The sequence below is a fragment of the Stenotrophomonas nitritireducens genome, from assembly GCF_001431425.1.
Lineage (GTDB): Bacteria > Pseudomonadota > Gammaproteobacteria > Xanthomonadales > Xanthomonadaceae > Stenotrophomonas > Stenotrophomonas nitritireducens.
Genome location: NZ_LDJG01000028.1, coordinates 61,596 through 81,227 on the forward strand (window position 1 = coordinate 61,596; position 19,632 = coordinate 81,227).

18 protein-coding genes and 1 tRNA gene are annotated in these 19,632 nt (G+C 67.9%); 9 read left to right on the forward strand and 10 right to left on the reverse strand.

The window, feature by feature from the left end:
* Positions 1-20: 20 nt before the first annotated feature.
* The 6 genes from ABB22_RS15600 to ABB22_RS15625 form a co-directional block, all read right to left on the reverse strand.
* Positions 21-1,358 (reverse strand): sensor histidine kinase, encoded by a 1,338-nt coding sequence (locus tag ABB22_RS15600; RefSeq protein ID WP_057505330.1) that lies wholly within the window; start codon positions 1,356-1,358, stop codon positions 21-23.
* Positions 1,351-2,028: a response regulator transcription factor gene (locus ABB22_RS15605; protein ID WP_057505331.1), complete on the reverse strand. Its 678-nt coding sequence runs from the start codon at positions 2,026-2,028 to the stop codon at positions 1,351-1,353. The genes ABB22_RS15600 and ABB22_RS15605 overlap by 8 nt, the downstream gene beginning before the upstream one ends.
* A 188-nt stretch (positions 2,029-2,216) precedes the next feature.
* Positions 2,217-2,684, reverse strand: coding sequence for a hypothetical protein (locus tag ABB22_RS15610; RefSeq protein ID WP_057505332.1), 468 nt, complete (start codon positions 2,682-2,684; stop codon positions 2,217-2,219).
* Positions 2,685-2,898: 214 nt separating this feature from the next.
* Complete coding sequence (rimK, locus tag ABB22_RS15615; RefSeq protein WP_057505333.1) at positions 2,899-3,774, reverse strand: 30S ribosomal protein S6--L-glutamate ligase; 876 nt, start codon at positions 3,772-3,774, stop codon at positions 2,899-2,901.
* A 79-nt stretch (positions 3,775-3,853) separates the two neighbouring features.
* A tRNA-Gly gene (locus ABB22_RS15620) sits at positions 3,854-3,927 on the reverse strand.
* A 156-nt stretch (positions 3,928-4,083) separates the two neighbouring features.
* Positions 4,084-5,922: an autotransporter domain-containing esterase gene (locus tag ABB22_RS15625; protein WP_057505334.1), complete on the reverse strand. Its 1,839-nt coding sequence runs from the start codon at positions 5,920-5,922 to the stop codon at positions 4,084-4,086.
* A 138-nt stretch (positions 5,923-6,060) separates the two neighbouring features.
* On the opposite strand from ABB22_RS15625, the gene thiS reads away from it, so the two are divergent.
* From thiS to ABB22_RS15645, 4 genes are all read left to right on the forward strand, one after another.
* Complete coding sequence (gene thiS, locus ABB22_RS15630; RefSeq protein WP_057505335.1) at positions 6,061-6,261, forward strand: sulfur carrier protein ThiS; 201 nt, start codon at positions 6,061-6,063, stop codon at positions 6,259-6,261.
* 154 nt (positions 6,262-6,415) lie between these two features.
* Positions 6,416-7,210 carry a thiazole synthase gene (locus ABB22_RS15635; RefSeq protein ID WP_057505336.1) on the forward strand — a complete coding sequence of 265 codons (795 nt, stop codon included), beginning with the start codon at positions 6,416-6,418 and terminating at the stop codon, positions 7,208-7,210.
* Complete coding sequence (gene trmB, locus ABB22_RS15640; RefSeq protein ID WP_057505337.1) at positions 7,210-7,944, forward strand: tRNA (guanosine(46)-N7)-methyltransferase TrmB; 735 nt, start codon at positions 7,210-7,212, stop codon at positions 7,942-7,944. The genes ABB22_RS15635 and trmB overlap by 1 nt, the downstream gene beginning before the upstream one ends.
* A 25-nt stretch (positions 7,945-7,969) precedes the next feature.
* The gene (locus ABB22_RS15645; protein WP_057505338.1) at positions 7,970-9,817 is read left to right on the forward strand and encodes an SLC13 family permease; all 1,848 of its coding nucleotides are present in this window, start codon (positions 7,970-7,972) and stop codon (positions 9,815-9,817) included.
* Between the two features lie 92 nt (positions 9,818-9,909).
* Here ABB22_RS15645 and ABB22_RS15650 read toward each other — a convergent pair whose 3' ends face one another.
* Entirely contained in the window at positions 9,910-10,257 is a 348-nt protein-coding gene (locus ABB22_RS15650) for a Rieske (2Fe-2S) protein (RefSeq protein WP_055771459.1), read from the reverse strand.
* A gap of 162 nt (positions 10,258-10,419) precedes the next feature.
* Between ABB22_RS15650 and ABB22_RS15655 the strand changes: the two genes are divergently transcribed.
* The 5 genes from ABB22_RS15655 (at position 10,420) to ABB22_RS15675 (ending at position 16,315) form a co-directional block, all read left to right on the forward strand.
* A complete protein-coding gene (locus tag ABB22_RS15655; protein WP_055771461.1) occupies positions 10,420-10,701 on the forward strand; it encodes a hypothetical protein in 282 nt (93 codons plus the stop codon).
* Positions 10,702-11,298: 597 nt separating this feature from the next.
* A complete protein-coding gene (locus ABB22_RS15660; protein ID WP_057505339.1) occupies positions 11,299-12,006 on the forward strand; it encodes a fumarylacetoacetate hydrolase family protein in 708 nt (235 codons plus the stop codon).
* Positions 12,007-12,061: 55 nt separating this feature from the next.
* Positions 12,062-12,475 (forward strand): large-conductance mechanosensitive channel protein MscL, encoded by a 414-nt coding sequence (gene mscL, locus ABB22_RS15665; RefSeq protein ID WP_055771467.1) that lies wholly within the window; start codon positions 12,062-12,064, stop codon positions 12,473-12,475.
* A 562-nt stretch (positions 12,476-13,037) separates the two neighbouring features.
* On the forward strand, positions 13,038-14,453 hold the full coding sequence (locus ABB22_RS15670; protein WP_057505340.1) for a M28 family peptidase: 1,416 nt from the start codon (positions 13,038-13,040) through the stop codon (positions 14,451-14,453).
* Between the two features lie 221 nt (positions 14,454-14,674).
* Positions 14,675-16,315 carry an NAD+ synthase gene (locus tag ABB22_RS15675; RefSeq protein ID WP_057505347.1) on the forward strand — a complete coding sequence of 547 codons (1,641 nt, stop codon included), beginning with the start codon at positions 14,675-14,677 and terminating at the stop codon, positions 16,313-16,315.
* A 42-nt stretch (positions 16,316-16,357) separates the two neighbouring features.
* On the opposite strand, the gene ABB22_RS15680 is transcribed toward ABB22_RS15675, so the two are convergent.
* The 3 genes from ABB22_RS15680 to ABB22_RS15690 are packed head-to-tail and all read right to left on the reverse strand — an operon-like array spanning position 16,358 to position 19,521.
* Positions 16,358-17,122 carry a class I SAM-dependent methyltransferase gene (locus tag ABB22_RS15680; RefSeq protein ID WP_152984219.1) on the reverse strand — a complete coding sequence of 255 codons (765 nt, stop codon included), beginning with the start codon at positions 17,120-17,122 and terminating at the stop codon, positions 16,358-16,360.
* A 41-nt stretch (positions 17,123-17,163) separates the two neighbouring features.
* Complete coding sequence (locus tag ABB22_RS15685) at positions 17,164-18,003, reverse strand: TrmH family RNA methyltransferase (protein ID WP_057505342.1); 840 nt, start codon at positions 18,001-18,003, stop codon at positions 17,164-17,166.
* 15 nt (positions 18,004-18,018) lie between these two features.
* Positions 18,019-19,521: an alanine/glycine:cation symporter family protein gene (locus ABB22_RS15690; RefSeq protein WP_055771475.1), complete on the reverse strand. Its 1,503-nt coding sequence runs from the start codon at positions 19,519-19,521 to the stop codon at positions 18,019-18,021.
* Between the last annotated feature and the right edge of the window lie 111 nt (positions 19,522-19,632).

Below are 19,632 nucleotides of genomic sequence, written 5' to 3' on the forward strand. Positions count from 1 at the left end.
CGTTGCCCCGCTCTACAAGGTCAGGCGGCGGGCGTAAAGGTCAGCGCGCCCACCACGCCACGCTCGTCGCCCGGGCGGATGCTGACCTGCCAACCATAGAGTGCGCACAGCCGGCTGACGATGGACAGGCCGATGCCGCCGCCCTGCGAATGGCCTGCGTGGGTACCGCGGTAACCACGCTGGAACAGACTCGCCGCATCCTTCTCGCTCAGCCCGGGGCCGGTGTCGATCACCTCGACCGCATTGTCCAGCACCCGTACCCGCACCTGGCCTTCCTGCGTGTACTTCACCGCGTTGCCGATCAGGTTGCCCAGCGCCACAGACAATGCCGCTTCCGGCGCATCGATGACCAGGTCGCGCCCGCCTTCGAGCACCAGTTCCAACGGCTTGCCGCCAAGCTGGGCACGATGCGCCTCGAGCAATTGCTCGGCGACCTTGGCGACATTGCTGCTGCCCTGCCCGCGCTCGTTGCGCGACAACAGCAGCAGCGAGCCGATCAGGTCGCTGCATTGCTGCTCGGCGCGCTGGATGCGCTGCAGCCGTTGCAGCATCTTTTCGTCGAGGCCCGGGCGGGCGAGCAGCAGCTCCGTCGCACCACGGATGACCGCCAGCGGCGTGCGCAGCTCATGGCTCACGTCCGCGTTGAATTCGCGGTCGCGCTGCACCACTTCAGTCAGGCGCGCCGAATAGTCGTCCAGCGCCTCGGCCAACTGCCCCACCTCATCATCGGGAAAACGCGGCGCAAGAGGTTCGGGATGTGTTGTGCCGCCGCGATAGGCGCGCAGGCGCTTGGCCAAATCCGACACCGGCCGCATTACACGCGAAGCTGACCACCAGCCCAAAATCCAAGACAGCACGCTGAAGACAATTACCGACAGGAACAGCGCCTGCTTGAGTTGCTGCTCACCGCGAATGCTGTCGGTCATATCGTAGGCAAGGAAGAACCATGCTTCCGGTGTTTTTCTTACTGCCAATTTGTACGAGAACCGCTGCCCGCCTTCATCGGCCCCTGAAAGATTGTGGATGCCGTCCTTGAACTCGTACCAATCCGGCTCCTCGGCCCGCAGCGCCTCGAATTTATCAGGCTTCACCGCCCGTGCGTACATCTGCTTAACCGGCCAGGTCGCGTTCCGGCTGGGGTCGAGGGAATACCGCTTCGCATACTCGTCGATGTTCCGATTCATCACCTCTTCGACGAGTTGATTCTCCACGCGAACCCGCGCCCAGTTGGTGGCGAACGCGAACAACGCCGTCAGGCAGAAGCCCAGCAGCACGAACGAGACGATGATGCGGCTGCGCAGGCGGCGACGGTAGCGCCCCTGCTTGCGGACGACCGCAGGCGACGCGTTTTCAGGCATCGGGAGCGGCGATCCGGTATCCGATGCCGTGGCGGGTCTGGATCATCGGCGCGCTGAACGGCTTGTCCACCACGGCGCGCAGGCCGTGGATGTGCACGCGCAGGGAATCCGAATCGGGCAGCTCCTCGCCCCACACGCGGGTTTCCAGCTCCTGCCGGGTGACCACCGCGGGCGAGGCCTCCATCAGCGCCTGCAGGATCTTCAGCGCGGTCGGGTTGAGCTGCAGCAGCTTGCCATGGCGCCGCACTTCCAGCGTGTCCAGGTTGTATTCCAGGTCGCCGGTTTCCAGCACGCGGGTGTGGCCGCCCTTGCCGCGACGCGACAGCGCGTTGAGCCGCACCTCGACTTCCTGCAGCGCAAACGGCTTGATCAGATAGTCGTCGGCGCCGGAATCGAAACCGGCGAGCTTGTTGTCCAGCGAGTCGCGTGCGGTGAGCATCAGCACCGGCGTCTGCTTGCGCGCGTCGTTGCGCAGCTTGCGGCAGACCTCGATGCCGTCCATGCCCGGCAGGTTGAGGTCGAGCACGATCGCGTCGAAATCGTGCACCACCGCCAGATGCAGGCCGGTCACGCCATCGGCGGCGAAATCCACCGTGTGTCCGCGATCTTCGAGATAGTCGCCCAGGTTGGCCGCGATGTCGCTGTTGTCTTCAATTACAAGAATGCGCACTGGGACCTCTGTCTTTTTCCGAAGGATTCAGCATATCCGGCTCACGGGCAGGATGGTTGCCAGCCCTCATCACTCCGAGCGGGCACCGCACCTCTCATTCACGGTTCGGCCCATGCCGGCAGCCGATCCACAGCCGCGTTCACGATGATCGCGGCATGTATGAATCCCTCCCCTTGCGGGACGATGCTTCAGTTGCTGATCGGTTCCTGCGATGGCTTGAGATGACGCAACACATCCGTTCCGTCCTCGCGCGCCTGACGACGAGCGGCCACAGTGATACAGATGTTCTGCGGCCGGTTGCTGCCCACCGGGCGCTCACGACGACAGATGAGGCGACTGTCTTCACGTGCTTGGGTCAGAAGGGTATTGACCAGATCCTGATCATTGAAGACCGCGATCTTGTCCTTGTCCGGAATGTGGGTGTGCTCGCCATTCCCCAGCAGCCTGTCGATGCGCCCCAGCGCTTCGACCACGCGGCCACGATTCTCGGCGCTAATCTCGCTGTAGATCTCTCCTCCCTGCAGATCGCTCATGATGCGCTGCCGCTGCTCCACATACGGTTTTCCTTCCGTCAGCGGCTTTTCCACCGCAGGTGCCGCGGTCGCGGACATCATCGGAAAGGCAATCAGGGCGGCGTAAAGCAACTTGCGGTTCATCGGTTCAACTTCCTGTCTGGTTATCTTTTGGACTCTAGCGCGCAGCTTCGAAGTCAACAAGTGGTAAAAAAACAAGGCCCTGGCGCACGAACGCCAGGGCCTGAAGATTCCCGATCACCGGACCCGCTGAGGAGGGCTGGTCGCAGTGGAACAAGCCTATGACCCCCGGAATTAAAGGTCCGTTAAAACCTTGCAAGCAATTCGGAATACCCGCTCAGCGTTTCAGATTCGCCACATAGTCGATCATCCGGCCGGCGATGTCGCCACCGGATACGCTCTCGATCCCTTCCAGCCCGGGGGTGGAGTTCACCTCCAGCACCAGCGGCCCGCGCCGGGAACGGATCATGTCCACGCCGGCGATGCCCAGCCCCAGGGCCTTGGCCGAGCGCACCGCGACCTGCTGTTCAGCCTTGCTGCAGGCCACCGGCTCGGCGCTGCCACCGGCATGCAGGTTGGAGCGGAACTCGCCCTCCTGGGCCTGGCGGCGCATGGTCGCCACCACCTGGTCGCCCACGACCAGGCAGCGCAGGTCGGCCCCCTGCGCCTCGGCGATGAATTCCTGGACCAGGAAATTGGCGTACAGGCCGCGCAGCGCCTCCACCGTCCCCCGCGAAGCGCTCAGTTTCTCGGTGAGGATCACGCCCCGGCCCTGCGTGCCTTCGCTGAGCTTCACCACGTGCGGCGGCGCCCCCAGCATGGACAGGAGGTCGTCGGTGTCGTCCGGGTTGTCGCCGAACACCGTCACCGGCATGTCGATGCCCTTGGCGGCGAGGATCTGGTGCGCGCGCAGTTTGTCGCGCGCGCGCAGGATCGCATCGGATGGATTGGGCGTGCGCGCGCCCATCATCTCGAACTGGCGCAGCACGGCGGTGCCGTAGCGGGTGATGGAGGCGCCGATGCGTGGGATCACCGCGTCGATGCCGGTCAGCGGCCTGCCCTTGTAATGCATGCTGAAATCGCCCGCGGTGATGCGCATGTAGCAGCGCAGCGGGTCGAGGATGCGGACCGTATGGCCGCGCGCGCGCGCTGCTTCGACCAGGCGGCGGGTCGAGTAGAGCTTGCTGTTGCGGGAAAGAATGGCGAGCTTCATCGCAGGGCCTGGAAGACAGGCGGGCACATCACGCCCTGCCCTTGCCTGACGCCTCAGTGCCTGCGCGGCACCTGGAAGATGGAGCGGGTGAAGGGAATCGAACCCTCGTCGTAAGCTTGGGAAGCTTCTGCTCTACCATTGAGCTACACCCGCGCGGCGATGCGCAGTCTATGCGGGCGGAGGCCCGCCGCGCAATGGCAATCCGCGATACGGGCGATGGCGCTCCATGGCGCGCGATGCCCGGGGCCTGCTTCCGCGGCAAAGGGCGGCACCGGCCTGCGGCGCCGCCCTCCGGCACTCAACGCCGGCTCAGAAGCCGCCGCTGAACGTAGCGAACAGCGTGGCGTCGCGGGCCGACTTCTGCAGCGTGGTGGTGCTCAGGCCGACATTGCTCTGCAGCCCCCACAGGTTCATCCGCGCACCCAGCACCGCGGTGGCGTAGTTGCGGTCGAACTGCAGGCCCGGGACCTTGTAGGCACCGACGTCGGCCATGGTCTGCAGCCAGGCGCTGGCCTGCTTGCCGTCCTCGAACTCGTGGTCGTAGGTGACCTGCACGTAGGGATGGATGCTGCCGCCGTCGAAGCGCGCCTGCCAGCCGATGCGGCCGACGGTGGAATCCACGTCCTGGTCGCCATAGCCCAGCGCGGTGGCGCTGGCGTTGCTTTCCAGGTAACCGTCGAGCTTGACCTTCTGCCAGACCACGCCCGCCACCGGACCATGGCGGAAGCCGCCTTCCTGGCCGAACTCGTAGCCGGCGTTCAGCGCGGCGGTCAGGTTGCTGCCGTCGGGCGAGCCCTTGTGCACGCGGGTGGTCGGGCCGAGCTGCACCTTGCGGGTCACGTCATAGCCCAGCCAGCTGTAGCTGGCCTGCCCATTGATCCAGACATGGTCGCCGTACCAGCCGGCGAACAGGCCCGCGGTGGTGTCGGACTGGGTGAAGTCGCCCTTGCCGCCGCCGAAATCCGCATCCATGCGGCCGTAACCGGCGAAACCGCCGACCACCACCCCATTGCGCGCCCAGTCGATGCCGAACAGGCCGGCCGGCGCCATGCCGTCGTACAGGCTGGCATGGTCGTAGCGCTGCATGTCGCCGCGCACATTGCCCCACCAGCTCATGCCGTCAGCCGGACGGCCGCCCAGGTGGCCGCTCACCTGGTCGGCACGGGCACGGCCGGTGGTCTGCGCCGAATGCGTCAGCACCTGCTGCAGGCGCGGCGCTTCGAGCACCGAGATCGCGTACTGGCCGAGGATCTGGTGCGCGCCCGTGGTCGGGTGCACGCCATCGGCGAACACATAGGTATCGGCAGCGTTGGGGGTGACGTAGTTCAGCTGCGTGCAGGTCAGCGACTGGGCGGTGACCTGCGGCTGGCAGGCGGTGCCGGACACATTGGTGAATCCGTATGTCCCCGGGTTGGCGATGATCTCCTGCAGGATGCTGAAGGTATCGACCGGGATGACCTGCAGGCCGGCCTGCTTCAGGCCGCCGAACAGCGCATCGTTGTAGGCCTTGGCCAGGGCGGTGCCCTGCGCCATCGCCACCGGCCCACCGGCGCGCGAGGACGGCGTCAGGCCGATGTCGGGCAGGTTCGGCACCATCACGTACTGCGCGCCAGCCGCCTTCAGGGTGGCGACCATGCCCACCTCGCTGGCGACCGCCGCGCCGATGGTGGCCTGCGCCGGAGCGCCGCCGGCCACCGCGAACAGGTCGTTGGCGCCGCCCCACACGGTATAGAGGGCATTGGCATCGGCCTTGCCGCCATTGGCGGCAAGGTAATTGTTGAGCTGGGTCTTGAGCGAGGGCGTCGCCGGCAGCAGCGGGTTCAGCGGGTTGGTCACGTCCACCCCCACGCGGGCGCCGCCGGCGGCGTAGTTGTCGCCATTCTGGCCATTGCCGTTGGGCAGGGCGCTGGTGCCGTAGTGGTCGGCCAGGTAGTCGGCCCAGACCCAGCCGGGGTTGGTGGTGAAACGGCCGGCGGCCGAAGCGGAAGGATTGGCCTGCACCATGATCGGGCGGTAGTAGCCGGTATCGGTCAGGCTGTCGCCGAAGAACACGGTCTTCGAGAACGGGGACTGCGCCATGGCCGGAACGGCAGCGGCAGCCAGCGCCAAGGCAAGGGCCGAGCGCAGTGGACGGGAGGAAACACGCATGGGGGAACTCCTGACGGATATAGGAAAGCGACAGCGTACGCCGCCGCACGGTGTTAGTTTTTCACTGGCCTACGACGGGCTCACGCTGCACTGCCGCATGGGCTGGGATTTTGCGCCCGCGCTGGCGAGAATGGCCGCATGGACATCCAGCTCAATGGCGAAACCCGCCCGTTCCCGTCGCCCCTGACCCTGGCCGGGCTATTGGCCGCCGAAGGCCTGGCCGAACGCCGCGTGGCGGTGGAGGTCAATGGCGAGATCATTCCCCGCGGCCAGCACGGCCAGTGGCGATTGAACGAAGGCGACGTGGTCGAGATCGTGCACGCGCTGGGAGGCGGGTGATCCGGAGCCTGCGGCAGGAGCGGCTTCAGCGGCGATGGTTTTCTGTCTTCGACGCACTGGACAGCCCCGAAAGCGATCGCGGCTGAAGCCGTTCCTGCGGATGTCTTGACCGGAAAACGGGGCGGCACCTGACGCGATGCGCGATAATCGCCCCATGAACGCACACGCCCCCACCGATCCGCTGGTCATCGCCGGCAAAAGCTATGCGTCCCGGCTGCTGACCGGGACCGGCAAGTTCAGGGATCTGGAAGAAACCCGCCTGGCCACCGAGGCCGCCGGCGCCCAGATCGTCACCGTCGCCATCCGCCGCACCAACATCGGCCAGAACCCGGGCGAACCCAACCTGCTCGACGTGCTGCCGCCGGACCGCTACGCCATCCTGCCCAACACCGCCGGCTGCTACACCGCCGAGGACGCGGTGCGCACCTGCCGCCTGGCGCGCGAACTGCTGGACGGCCACAACCTGACCAAGCTCGAGGTGCTGGGCGACCAGAAGACCCTGTACCCGGACGTGGTGCAGACCCTCAAGGCGGCCGAGCAGCTGGTCAAGGACGGCTTCGACGTGATGGTCTACACCTCCGACGACCCGATCCTGTGCAAGCGGCTGGAGGAGATCGGCTGCGCCGCGGTGATGCCGCTGGCCGCGCCGATCGGCTCGGGCCTGGGCATCCAGAACAAGTACAACCTGATCGAGATCATCGAGAACGCCAAGGTGCCGATCATCGTCGACGCCGGCGTCGGCACCGCCTCGGACGCCGCCATCGCGATGGAGCTGGGCTGCGACGGCGTGCTGATGAACACCGCCATTGCCGGCGCGCGCAATCCGGTGCTGATGGCCAGCGCCATGCGCAAGGCGGTCGAAGCCGGCCGCGAGGCGTTCCTCGCCGGGCGCATCCCGCGCAAGCGCTACGCCAGCGCATCCTCGCCGGTGGAAGGATTGATCGGCTGATGACCAATCCCTTCGACAGCGCCGGCGCCAAGGCGCCGCCCAAACCCTTCACCGTCACCGAAGGCCGCCGCGAGATCCGCAGTTTCGTGCTGCGCCAGGGCCGTTTCACTCCGGCCCAGCAGCGCGCGTTCGACGAACGCTGGCCGCGCTTCGGCATCGATTTCAACGGGCAGCCGCGCGACCTGGCCGCCACCTTCGGCCGGGCCGCGCCCAAGGTGCTGGAAATCGGCTTCGGCAATGGCGCCGCGCTGCGCCACGCCGCACGCTTCGACACCTCCAAGGACTACATCGGCATCGAGGTGCATGCGCCCGGCGTGGGCCGCCTGCTCAACGCGCTGGCCGACGACGACGCCGGCAACGTCAAGCTCTACCACCACGATGCGGTCGAGGTGCTGGAGAAGGAAATCGCCGACGGCGCGCTGGACGAGATCCGCATCTATTTCCCCGACCCGTGGCACAAGAAGCGCCACAACAAGCGCCGCCTGGTGCAGCCGGGGTTCGCCGCGCTGCTGGTGCGCAAGCTGCGCGCGGGCGGCCTGCTGCACTGTGCCACCGACTGGGAGGACTACGCCGAGCAGATGTGGGACGTGCTCGACGCCACCGACGGCCTGGCCAACCGCGCCGGCCCGCGCGGCAGCGTGCCGCGCCCGGACTGGCGCCCGCAGACGCATTTCGAGACCCGCGGCCAGAAGCTCGGCCACGGCGTCTGGGACCTGCTCTACGACCGCACCTGACCGGGACTGAAAGGAGCCGCCCCGCATGGACACCGCGCTGACGCTGACCACCGACATGAAGCTCGTGCTCGGGCTGGTCGGCTTCACGATGGCGATGTTCCTGTTCGAGCGCATCCGCGCCGACGTGGTGGCGCTGGTGGTGATGGTGGTGCTGGGCGTCACCGGCCTGATCGCGCCGGAGGAGATCTTCGGCGGCTTCTCCGGTAACGCGGTGATGAGCATCATCGCCACCACCATCCTCGGCGCGGGCCTGGACCGCACCGGCGCGCTGAACCGGCTGGCCGGCTGGCTGCTGCGGCGCTCGCACGGGCTGGAGCAGCGCCTGCTGCTGCTGACCAGCGCCACCGCCGGCCTCAACTCCTCGTTCATGCAGAACCCGTCGGTGATGGCGCTGTACCTGCCGGTGGCCTCGCGGCTGGCCTCCAATACCGGGCTCACCCTCAAGCGCCTGCTGCTGCCGATCACCGCCGCCATCGTGATGGGCGGCGGCCTGACCATGGTCGGCAACTCGCCGCTGATCCTGCTCAACGACCTGCTGATCTCGGCCAACAACAACCTGCCCTCGGGCACCGCCACCATCGAGCCGCTGCGCATGTTCGCGCCGCTGCCGATCGGCCTGGCGCTGCTGGCGGCCTCGCTGCTGTATTTCCGCTTCTTCGGCGATCGCAAGCTGTCCCGCGAGGGCGGGCAGGACAGCGACGGCCAGACCCCGGCGCGCACCGAGAGCTACTTCGCCAAGGCCTATGGCATCGAGGGCGAGGTGTTCGAACTGGCGGTGACGGCCGAAAGCCCGCTGGTCGGCATGACCGTCAGCGAGGTCGAGAGCCTGTTCGATGCGCCGCTGCTGCTGGCGCTGAAGACCGGCAACGACACCCGCCTGGCCCCGCCGGCGGACATGCGCATCTGGGTCGGCAGCGTGATCGGCGCGATGGGGCCGCGGCAGCAGGTGTCCGACTTCGCGCAGAACCAGTTCCTGCGCATGTCCTCGCGCCTGCGCAACCTCGGCGACCTGTTCAACCCCAGCCGCGCCGGCATTTCCGAAGCGGTGATCCCGCCGACCTCGAAACTGATCGGCAAGACCGCCGGCCAGCTGCGCCTGCGCAAGGAGCGCGGCATCAGCCTGCTGGCGATCAACCGCGACAAGCAGGTGATCCGCGAGGACGTGCGCAACGTGGCGCTGCGCGCCGGCGACATGCTGGTGTTCCACAGCATCTGGCAGGACCTGGCCGCGGCCGCCGAAAGCCGCGATTTCGTGGTGGTCACCGACTACCCCAAGGGCGAACAGCGCCCGCACAAGTTCAAGATCGCCATGGCGATCTTCGCCATCACCATCATCATCGCGCTGACCTCGCACCTGCCGGTGGCGCTGACCCTGCTCACCGGCGTGGCCGGCATGCTGCTCACCGGCGTGCTGCGCATGGACGAGGCCTACGCCTCGATCAACTGGAAGACCATCTTCATGATGGCCGGGCTGATCCCGCTGGGCTGGGCGATGGACTCCAGCGGCGCGGCGGCCTGGGTCGCCGGCCACACCATCGACAAGCTGCCGGCCGGGATCCCGATCTGGGCGCTGGAACTGGCGCTGGCGGTGCTGACCACCGCGTTCTCGCTGGTGATCAGCCATGTCGGCGCCACCATCGTCACCGTGCCGATCGCGGTCAACCTGGCGCTGGCGGCCGGCGGCAACCCCACCGCGTTCGCACTGATCGTGGCGCTGTCGGCCTCCAACAACCTGATGACCGCGTCCAACCCGGTGATCTCGATGGTGATGGGGCCGGCCAAGTACACCCCGCGCGAGATGTGGCGCGTCGGCGGGCCGCTGTCGCTGATCTACACCCTGGTCGTGGTGGTGATGGTCAACATCATGTTCTAGCGATGGATGCATCCGTGGAGGCGGGACTCGCGCCGCATGGGCATCACAGTAAAAGCCGCGTACCGGGAAAGCCCGGCACCTGCGGTCGCCACTCAGCCAAGCAGCACCCTGCCGCCTTCCACGCGTACCGGCACCACGCGCAGCGCATCGCCCTTGCACGGCCCGGAAACGCAGGTGCCGCCCTGCAGCTCAAAGGCGGCGCCATGCACCGCGCAGACCAGATGGCCCTCCCGGCTCTTGAGGAACTGCCCCGGCGCCCAGTCGAGGTTGCGGCCGGCATGGGGGCAGACATTGAGCCAGGCCCGCACCTGTGCGCCATCGCGGTAGAGGATCAAGGGCTCGGCATCGCCCTCGACCACCGCCTCCACCGAGTGGAACCCCTGGTCGGGCAAGGCATCGAGCAGGGCAAGCTCGACCGGCGAAGACGTGGATGCGGACATGATGGCGTGAGATGAATGCGGAAACGCGCGCATTGTCGCATGGTCGCGGATATCGCCCCGTCGTCCCCATGGATGAATGCGCAGCCACGTTTAACGACAAATTCACTCATCGGCCGGCATCGCCACCGATACTGCGGCCAGCCAAACCGTCATGCCACCGACATGCAGATCCGTTATTTCCAGTTCGCCAACCTCCGCAACCTGTTCGCGCCGCGCAAGCCGCGCAACCCGTTGCTGCGGGTCGCCCTGGGCCTACTGGGCCTGGCGATCCTCGCGGTGCTGGTGGTAGCCGGCGTATTCGTCGGCGCCGCGATGATCCTCGTCGGTCTGGCCTGGAAGCTGCTGGCCTCGCGCAAGGCCCGCGCTGCGGGCAAGAGCGCCGGCAACGTGATGGATGGCGAGTACCGCGTGGTTCGCAAGCCGGCGTTGCCGCACGTCCACTGACCCCCTACTACCGGCAACGCCCTCTCTGGGCAGCGCGCGGCCCTGGGACGGGTGGCTGCATGAGTACGGAAGGAACGCGCCGGCCAACCGGCGAAGCGCCGCATCGCTTTGGCGCTGCCCCATGCCCGATTCCCCGACGGTTTCCCCGATAGTTACCGACCGTCGGCCCGGCGGCTTCATGCGGGCGGACGGCAGGCGCCGGCCAACAGCCAGCCCCGACGCAGCTCCTCGATGGCGCGCATTCCTGGCCAAGGGAAACCCCTGGACCAGAGGCAATCCCGATGCGGCAGGAGCATCACAGGCGTCGAATGGGGCGCGGCTCACGCCGCTTCCCGCACCGTTCCGGCGGGCGCGTTGCCTCGCGCCCGTGCCGCCGCGCGTCGCCCTACGGCGGCGCATCTGCTGCAGGCCGTAGGACGGCAGCGCGCAGGAAACCGCCAGAGCGATCTGCAACGCGGCGGAACAATGGCCCGTGGGACGCCCGCCAGGGACAGCAAGGCGCAATGCGAGGACGCGTTCACGACCAGCGGCCGGCACTACCGGCCTCGCTATGGCGTCCGGCATCATGGCGCCTGCCCTTCGTTTCCCGGACGAACCATGACCGACCTGATTCCCGCCCCGCCCGTTCCCCGCATCCCGGTGGCCGGAGGCGGCACCTTCCCGGTGCACCGCATCTACTGCGTGGGCCGCAATTTCGCCGACCACGCACGCGAGATGGGCGCGAGCGCGCCGGCCACGGCAGCCGAACGCGGCCAGCCGATGTTCTTCATGAAGCCGGCCGACGCCATCGTCACCGGCGATGCGCCCATTCCCTATCCATCGGCCACGTCCGACCTGCATCACGAGGTCGAGCTGGTGGTCGCGCTCGGCAAGGACGCGCCGGCCGGCGTACTGCCGGTCGAACAGGCGATGCCGCTGGTGCTGGCCTATGGCGTCGGCCTGGACCTGACCCGCCGCGACCTGCAGGCCGCAGCCAAGGCCAAGAGCGGCCCCTGGGACATCGCCAAGGGCTTCGACCATTCGGCGCCGGTCAGCGGGCTGGTCCCCGCCGCGCAGGTGGGCGAACTGGCGCCGCTGGAACTGTCGCTGGAGATCAACGGACAGGTGCGCCAGCGCTCCACCTTGGACAACATGATCTGGAACGTGCCGGAAATCCTGCACGAACTGTCCAAGCTCTACGCGCTGCGCGCCGGCGACCTGGTGTTCATGGGCACGCCGGCCGGCGTGGCCGCGCTGCAGCCCGGCGACCGTTTCAGCGCGCGGCTGGGCGATATCGCGCGCCGCGACGGCGTGATCGCCGGATGACGGGCGCCGGGGTAGTCTGTGCCGGCTTCCCCTTACACGCACACAGGAGACACACATGGGAATGATCAGTGAGTTCAAGGAATTCGCGATGCGCGGCAACGTCATCGACCTGGCGGTCGGTGTCGTGATCGGCGGCGCGTTCGGCAAGATCGTCACTTCGCTGGTGGACAAGGTGATCATGCCGCCGCTCGGCCTGCTGATCGGCAAGGTGGATTTCTCCAGCCTGGCCCTGGAGCTGGCTCCGGCCAGGATGGGCGCCGATGGCAAGGAGATTCCGGCGGTGATGCTGGGCTATGGCGATTTCATCAATACGATGATCCAGTTCGTCATCGTCGCCTTCGCCATCTTCATGCTGGTCAAGGCGATCAACCGCCTGTCGCGCAAGAAGGAGGAAGCGCCCGCCGCGCCGGCCGAACCGAGCGAGGAAGTGCTGCTGCTGCGCGAGATCCGCGACAACCTGAAGCGGTAAAGCGGAACGATTCCCGCCGGGGCGTTGCCCCTTTGTAGAGCGGGGCAACGCCCCGCTGGGGCATTACCAGCCAAGCCCCGCCGGGCGTTGCCCGGCGCTACAGAACACTGCTCCCTTGTAGAGCGGGGCAACGCCCCGCTGGCGCATTGCCAGCCAAGCCCCGCCGGGCGCCGCCCGGCGCTACAGAACACCGCCACCTTGTAGAGCGGGGCTTGGCTGGCGCATTGCCAGCCAAGCCCCGCCGGGCGCTGCCCGGCGCTACAGAACACCGCCCCGTTGTAGAGCGGGGCAACGCCCCGCTGGAGCATTACCGGCCAAGCCCCGCCGGGCGTTGCCCGGCGCTACAGAACACCGCCCCTTGTAGAGCGGGGCAACGCCCCGCTGGGGCATTACCAGCCAAGCCCCGCCGGGACATCGCCGCAGAGCGCCGCTCGCCGCGATGACCTCCAGCACGTCTGCCGGAGAAGCCGCGGGCGTATGCTCGCCGCTTCTCCGTCTGCGAATCCCTCGCAGCAGCACCGCACGTCCGCGTGCGGAAACCCAATCCAACCTGGAGCCCGCCATGCGCCGTCTCGCCTTCGCCATCGCCGCCGTGCTCGCCTGCGCCAGCGCGCAGGCCGCCCCTACCCGCATTTCCGAGCAGGCCCTGGCAACGGCCGCGGAACTGCGCGAGCAGGCGCTGGCCGACGACACCGGCTGGAAGGTGGTCGAATCGCTGACCACCGAGGTCGGCCCGCGCCTGGCCGGCAGCGAGGCCGATGCGCGCGCGGTGGAATGGGCCAAGGCCAAGTTCAAGGCACTGGGCTTCGACAAGGTGTGGACCGAGCCGGTCACCTTCCCCAAGTGGGAGCGCCGCAGCGAACACGCGCAGGTGCTGGGTGCGCACGCGCAGCCGCTGGCGATCACCGCGTTGGGCGGCAGCCCCGGCGGCAACGCCGAGGGCGAAGTGGTGCGCTTCGACAGCCTCGAAGCGCTGAAGGCGGCGCCGGCCGGTTCGCTGGCCGGCAAGATCGCCTTCATCGACTACCAGATGACGCGCAGCCGCAGCGGCGAGGACTACGACATCGGCGGCACCATCCGCAGCCGCGGTCCCTCCGAGGCGATCCGCAAGGGCGCGGTCGGCTACATCATGCGTTCGGCCGGTACCGACTCGCACCGCGTGCCGCATACCGGCATTACCCGGTTCGACGAAGGCCTGGTGCCGGTGCCGTCGGCGGCGCTGTCGGTGCCGGATGCCGACCAGCTGGCGCGGCTGGTCGCGCGCGGCCCGACCCGCATCCGCATGGCGCTGGACTGCGGCTGGGACGGCAGCTACACCTCGCAGAACGTCATTGGCGAGATCACCGGCCGCAGCCTGCCGAAGGAAGTGGTGGTGATCGGCGGCCACCTCGATTCGTGGGACCTGGGTACCGGCGCGATCGACGACGGTGCCGGCGTCGGCATCACCATGGCCGCCGGCCACCTGATCGGCCAGCTCAAGCAGGCGCCCAAGCGCACCATCCGCGTGATCGCCTTCGCCAACGAGGAGCAGGGCCTGCACGGCGGGTTCGCCTACGCCGCCGCGCGGGTCAAGGCCAAGCAGATCCCGCTGCAGCACATCGCCGCCGAAAGCGACTTCGGCGCCGGCCGCATCTACGCGTTCAACACCGGCTCGGGCAATCCCGCCGATTCGCGCGAGGCCACCGCGCAGATCGCCCGGGTGCTGGCGCCGCTGGGCATCGAGTACCGTCCGGACGAAGGCGGCCCCGGCCCGGACGTGGGTCCGCTGGCGGCCAAGGGCGGCGCCTGGGCGTGGCTGGCGCAGGATGGAACCGACTACTTCGACCTGCACCACACCGCCGACGACACGCTGGACAAGATCGACCCGAAGGCGCTGGCGCAGAACGTGGCCGCCTATACCGTGTTCGCCTACCTCGCCGCCGAATCGGATGGCAGTTTCGGCAGCGAAGCCAAGGACGTGGTGCCGCCGAAGGAGTGAAGCCGGCAAGGCGGGGAGCACAGACGCTTCCGCGCGGATGCGCCGCTGGACATTCCCGCCGCTCATCGTAGTTCTCCCTGCAGGAGCGGCCTAAGCCGCGATGGAATTTTCCAGATAAAGCCCCATCGCGGCTGAAGCCGTTCCTGCGAAAACCGCTCTTTCCTCCCTGCTCACTTCCGTCTGGGATAATGGCCGGCAACGCATCGCATGACGGCCATCCCATGACCCCCCGATCCCTCCGCATTGCCCTGGCGCAGTACGACTTCCCGGTCGGCGACGTGGCCGGCAACAGCGCGCGCATCATCGAACTGACCCAGATCGCACGCGACGAATACGGCGCCGATGTGGTGCTGTTCCCCGAACTGGCGGTCAGCGGCTACCCGCCGGAAGACCTGCTGCTGCGCCCGGCGTTCCTGCGCGAGTGCGAGCAGGCGGTTGCGCGCATCGCCGCGCAGGCGCAGGGCATCGTCGCCGTGGTCGGCTGGCCGCAGAGCGCCGGCGCGGTCGTGTACAACGCCGCCAGCGTGCTGCGCGACGGCGCCGTTGCGGCCACCTACCGCAAGCGCGAGCTGCCCAACTACGCGGTGTTCGACGAACGCCGCTATTTCGACGTCGATCCGGACGGCGGCAACTGCGTGTTCGAAGTCGGCGGAGTGAAGCTCGGCGTGCTGGTCTGCGAGGATCTGTGGTTCGCCGAACCGCTGGCCGCGACCGTGGCCGAAGGCGCCGAACTGGTGCTGGTGCCCAACGCCTCGCCCTACGAGCGCGGCAAGCATGCCCAGCGCGACGCGCTGATGGCCGAGCGCAGCCGCGACAGCGGCGCCGCCATCGCCTACGTCAATCTCGTCGGCGCGCAGGATGCGCTGGTCTTCGACGGTGCCTCCGTGGTTGCCGACGGCAACGGCACGGTGCATCCGGCGGCGCTGGCCTTCGCCGAGGAGATGCTGGTGCTCGAGTACGACGCCGACGCGCGCGCGTTCATGCCGCTGCGCTGGATCGACGACGGCGACGAAAGCATGGATGCGCTGGCCTGGCGCGCGGTCACCCGCGGCATCCAGGACTACTGCCGGAAGAACGGCTTCCGCAAGGTGTGGCTGGGCCTGTCCGGCGGCATCGATTCGGCGCTGGTGCTGGCGCTGGCGGTCGATGCGCTGGGCGCGGACAACGTCACCGCGGTGGCGCTGCCCTCGCGTTACACCGCCGATCTCTCCAACGACCTGGCCGCCGAGCAGTGCCGCGCCCTGGGCGTGAAGCTGGAGACGGTGCCGATCGAGCCGGCCTTCCAGGGGCTGATGCAGTCGCTGTCGGCGATGTTCGAGGGCCAGGCTGCGGACGTGACCGAGGAGAACCTGCAGTCGCGCAGCCGCGGCGTGATCATGATGGCGCTGGCCAACAAGTTCGGCGGGCTGCTGCTGACCACCGGCAACAAGAGCGAGTACGCGGTCGGCTACGCCACCATCTACGGCGACATGTGTGGCGGCTATGCGCCGCTGAAGGACCTGTACAAGACCGAGGTCTACGGCCTGTCCAAATGGCGCAACACCGTCGGCGGCGCGCCGGTGATCCCCCCGGCGGTGATCGCGCGGGCGCCCTCGGCCGAACTGCGCGAGAACCAGACCGACCAGGATTCGCTGCCGGCCTACGACGTGCTCGACGGCATCCTCTACCGCTACATCGACCAGGAACAGTCGCGCGAGGACATCGTCGCCGCCGGCTACGCGCCGGAAGTGGTGGAGCGGGTGCTGCGGCTGGTGCGCATCAGCGAATGGAAGCGGCACCAGGCCGCGCCGGGGCCGAAGGTCTCGCGCCGTGCGTTCGGCCGCGAGCGGCGCTACCCGATCAGCAACGGTTACCGAGGCTGACGGCGCGGCCGTTCTCGATCGAGACCGGCCATGCCAGCGTGATCATCGCCTGGCGCGGAACACCCACTGGCCCTGAGGCACCCCGGCCTCCACCGAATGGACCCGCAGCGCCTGTGCATCGGCGAAACCGGCCTCCCGCAGCGTCACGAGCAGTTCCCAGCCGAAATGATGGAAACACGGCACGCCACCGGATACCGGGTCGCCGTGGTACTCGGGCTCGCCATCGAACTCGATCCGCCCGTCCTCCCGCAGCCAGGCAATCCGCCTGCTGCCGGCCGTGTCCTCGTAGAACGGAACCGTGAACACGAACACGCCCCCCGGCCGCACGACCCGCGCGACTTCCCGCAAGGCGTCCTCGTAAGCGGGAATATGTTCCAGGACATCCAGACTGACCACAGCGTCGAGACTGCCATCCACGAAATCCAACGCAGTCAGGTCCCGCGGGACCAAGCGCTCTAAAATCCGGTTCCTCCACATCCACAACTGCAGCCGCAGCCGGCGGCGCGGATGCAGGCCGTATTCGCCCCCGTACAGTTTTCCAACGTGCGTACGCAGCATGCGATAGAAAAAGCTGACCTGTTCCGTCGCATATACGCGCGCCGTCCCAGCATCGCTCAATGCTTCAAGCAGCACCTGGACCACGGCACGCTGGCGTGTATTGGCGCCACAGACGCCACAATGCAGCCGCTCGCGTATTTCGCCGTTGGGATCGCCAAGGAAATCCGTCATTTCCCGGCAAAGCGGACAACGGCCGCGCAAAGGCTGCTGCAATACCGACGCCCGTTCCTCGGCCAGCCAATCATCCATCGCAGACTGCCACTGCCGCAGGTCGTGCAGTCCGCGAATGCTCACCCGGCAGTGCCGCGATTGGCGGCGATGGACAGGAACACCGCGGTGGCGGCAGCCACGTTCAGGCTCTCCACCGCGCCGGTGCCGGGAATGGACAGGCGCAGGTCGCAGTTCTGCGCGAAGCCGCGGTCCATGCCCTCGCCCTCGGCGCCCATCACATAGACCATGCGCGATGGCAGCGTAGCGGTGAACAGGTCCTGGCCGCCGTCCACCAGCGTCGCCGCCAGCGCGAAGCCGGCGTCGCGCAGCTGCGACAGCGCCTGCGGCAGCGCCGGCAGGCGCACCAGCGGCACCGCTTCGGCGCCGCCCTCGGCCACGCGCGCGGCGGCGCCGGACAGGCTCAGCGTCGAATCGGCCGGCAGCAGGATGCCGGCCGCGCCGAAGTGCGCGGCCGAACGCAGGATCGCGCCGAAGTTGTGCGGGTTGCCCACGCCGTCCAGCCACAGCGCCAGCGCCGGCCCGTCGCCGAGCGCCGCCAGCCAGGCGGCCAGCGGCTGCGGTTCGTCGCGCAGCACGTCGGCCACCACGCCTTCGTGGTGGGTGGTGGCGGCGAGCTTGTTGAGGTCGCCCTCGCCCACCACCCGATAGCCCACACGGTTGGCCACGCACCACTTCAGCAGCGGCTGCAAACGCGGGATCAGCGCCTCGGCCAGGTATAGCTTGCGCAACGCCTGCGGACGGCGCGCATGCATCGCCAGCACCGCATTGACGCCGTACAGGCGCAGTTCGTCGTTGCCGCGGATGGGGCCATCACCCTCGCCGCGCCCGCCGGCGGGTGCCAGCGGCTTGGCACGCGGGGGACGTGCGGAAGGACGGCGGTTGTTCCAGGGGCTGTTCACTGCGCTCGCGCTCGCTTACTTGTTGCCGCGCCAGAAATCGGCGTTCTTGATGCCCAGGGCATCGGGATTGAAGACCGGGTCCAGGCCCTGCTTCTTCTGCCGCTCGTAGTCGGTCAGCGCCAGCATCGCCGGCTTCTGCAGGATCAGGATCGCCACCACGTTGAGCCAGGCCATCAGGCCGACGCCGATGTCGCCCAGTGCCCACGCCATCTTGGCGTTGTGGAAGGCGCCGAACACCACCATGCCCATGATGCCCAGGCGCAGCAGCAGCGTCGCCGCCGGATGCGTGCGGTTGCTGCCGGCCAGGTAGGTCAGGTTGGTCTCGGCCATGTAGTAGTAGGCCATGATCGTGGTGAAGGCGAAGAAGAACAACGCCAGCGCCACGAAGCCCGCGCCCCAGCCCGGCAGCACCGATTCCACCGCGGCTTGGGTGAACAGCGCGCCTTCGGAGGGCTGCACGCCGGGTACGCCGGTGACGATGGCTTCCAGCCGGGTGACCCCGCCTTCGGCCACTTCACGGAACACGTTGTACATGCCGGTGGACAGCACCAGGAACGCGGTGGAGGTGCACACCAGCATGGTGTCGAAGTAGATGGCGAAAGCCTGCACGTAACCCTGCTTGGCCGGGTGCGAGACCTCGGCCGCGGCGGCGGCGTGCGGGCCGGTGCCCTGGCCGGCCTCGTTGGCGTAGATGCCGCGCTTGACGCCCCAGGCGATGGCTTGGCCGATGATGCCGCCGAACGCCGCATGCGCGCCGAACGCGCTGGAGAAGATGTCGGCGAACATCGTCGGCACCTTGCTGGCGTTGAGCATCATCACCACGATCGCCATCAGGATGAAGCCCAGCGCCATGAACGGCACGATCACTTCGGCGAAGCTGGCGATGCGCTTGACGCCGCCGAAGATGATCACGCCCAGCAGCACCGCCACGGCCAGGCCGATCCACAGCTTCATGCTGGCCGCCCCACCCACCGTTGCGCAGGCGTCGGCACCGGTGCACAGCACGTTGACCGCGCTGTCGGCGATGGCGTTGGCCTGCACGCCCGGCAGCAGGAAACCGGCGGCGATGACCGTGGCCACGGCGAAGGTCGCCGCATACCACTTCAGGCCCATCGCCTTTTCGATGTAGTAGGCCGGGCCGCCGCGGTAGCGGCCTTCGGCATCCTTGGTCTTGTAGATCTGCGCCAGCGTCGATTCCACATAGGAGGTGGAAGCGCCGAGGAAGCCCATCACCCACATCCAGAAGATCGCGCCCGGACCGCCGTAGGCGATGGCGGTGGCGACGCCGGCGATGTTGCCGATGCCCATGCGCCCGGCCATCGACATGGCCAGCGCCTGGAACGAGGACACGCCCGCGTCGGATTTCTGCCCGCGCACGGTGAGGCGGCACATCTCCGCGAAACCACGGATCTGCATGAAGCGGGTGCGCAGGGTGAACCACAGGCCAGCGCCCAGGCACATGAAGATCAGCGCATTGCTCCAGATGATGCCATTTACGAATTCGACGATGGATTCCACGCGGGCTCCCGGGTAGCTGAAGGGAAAGCAGGCAAGCTGCCGATTCTTCCATGATTCCGCAGCGATAGGCAGATGTCGCGACCCCTGCCTTCCAGGCAGGAGATAACCAGG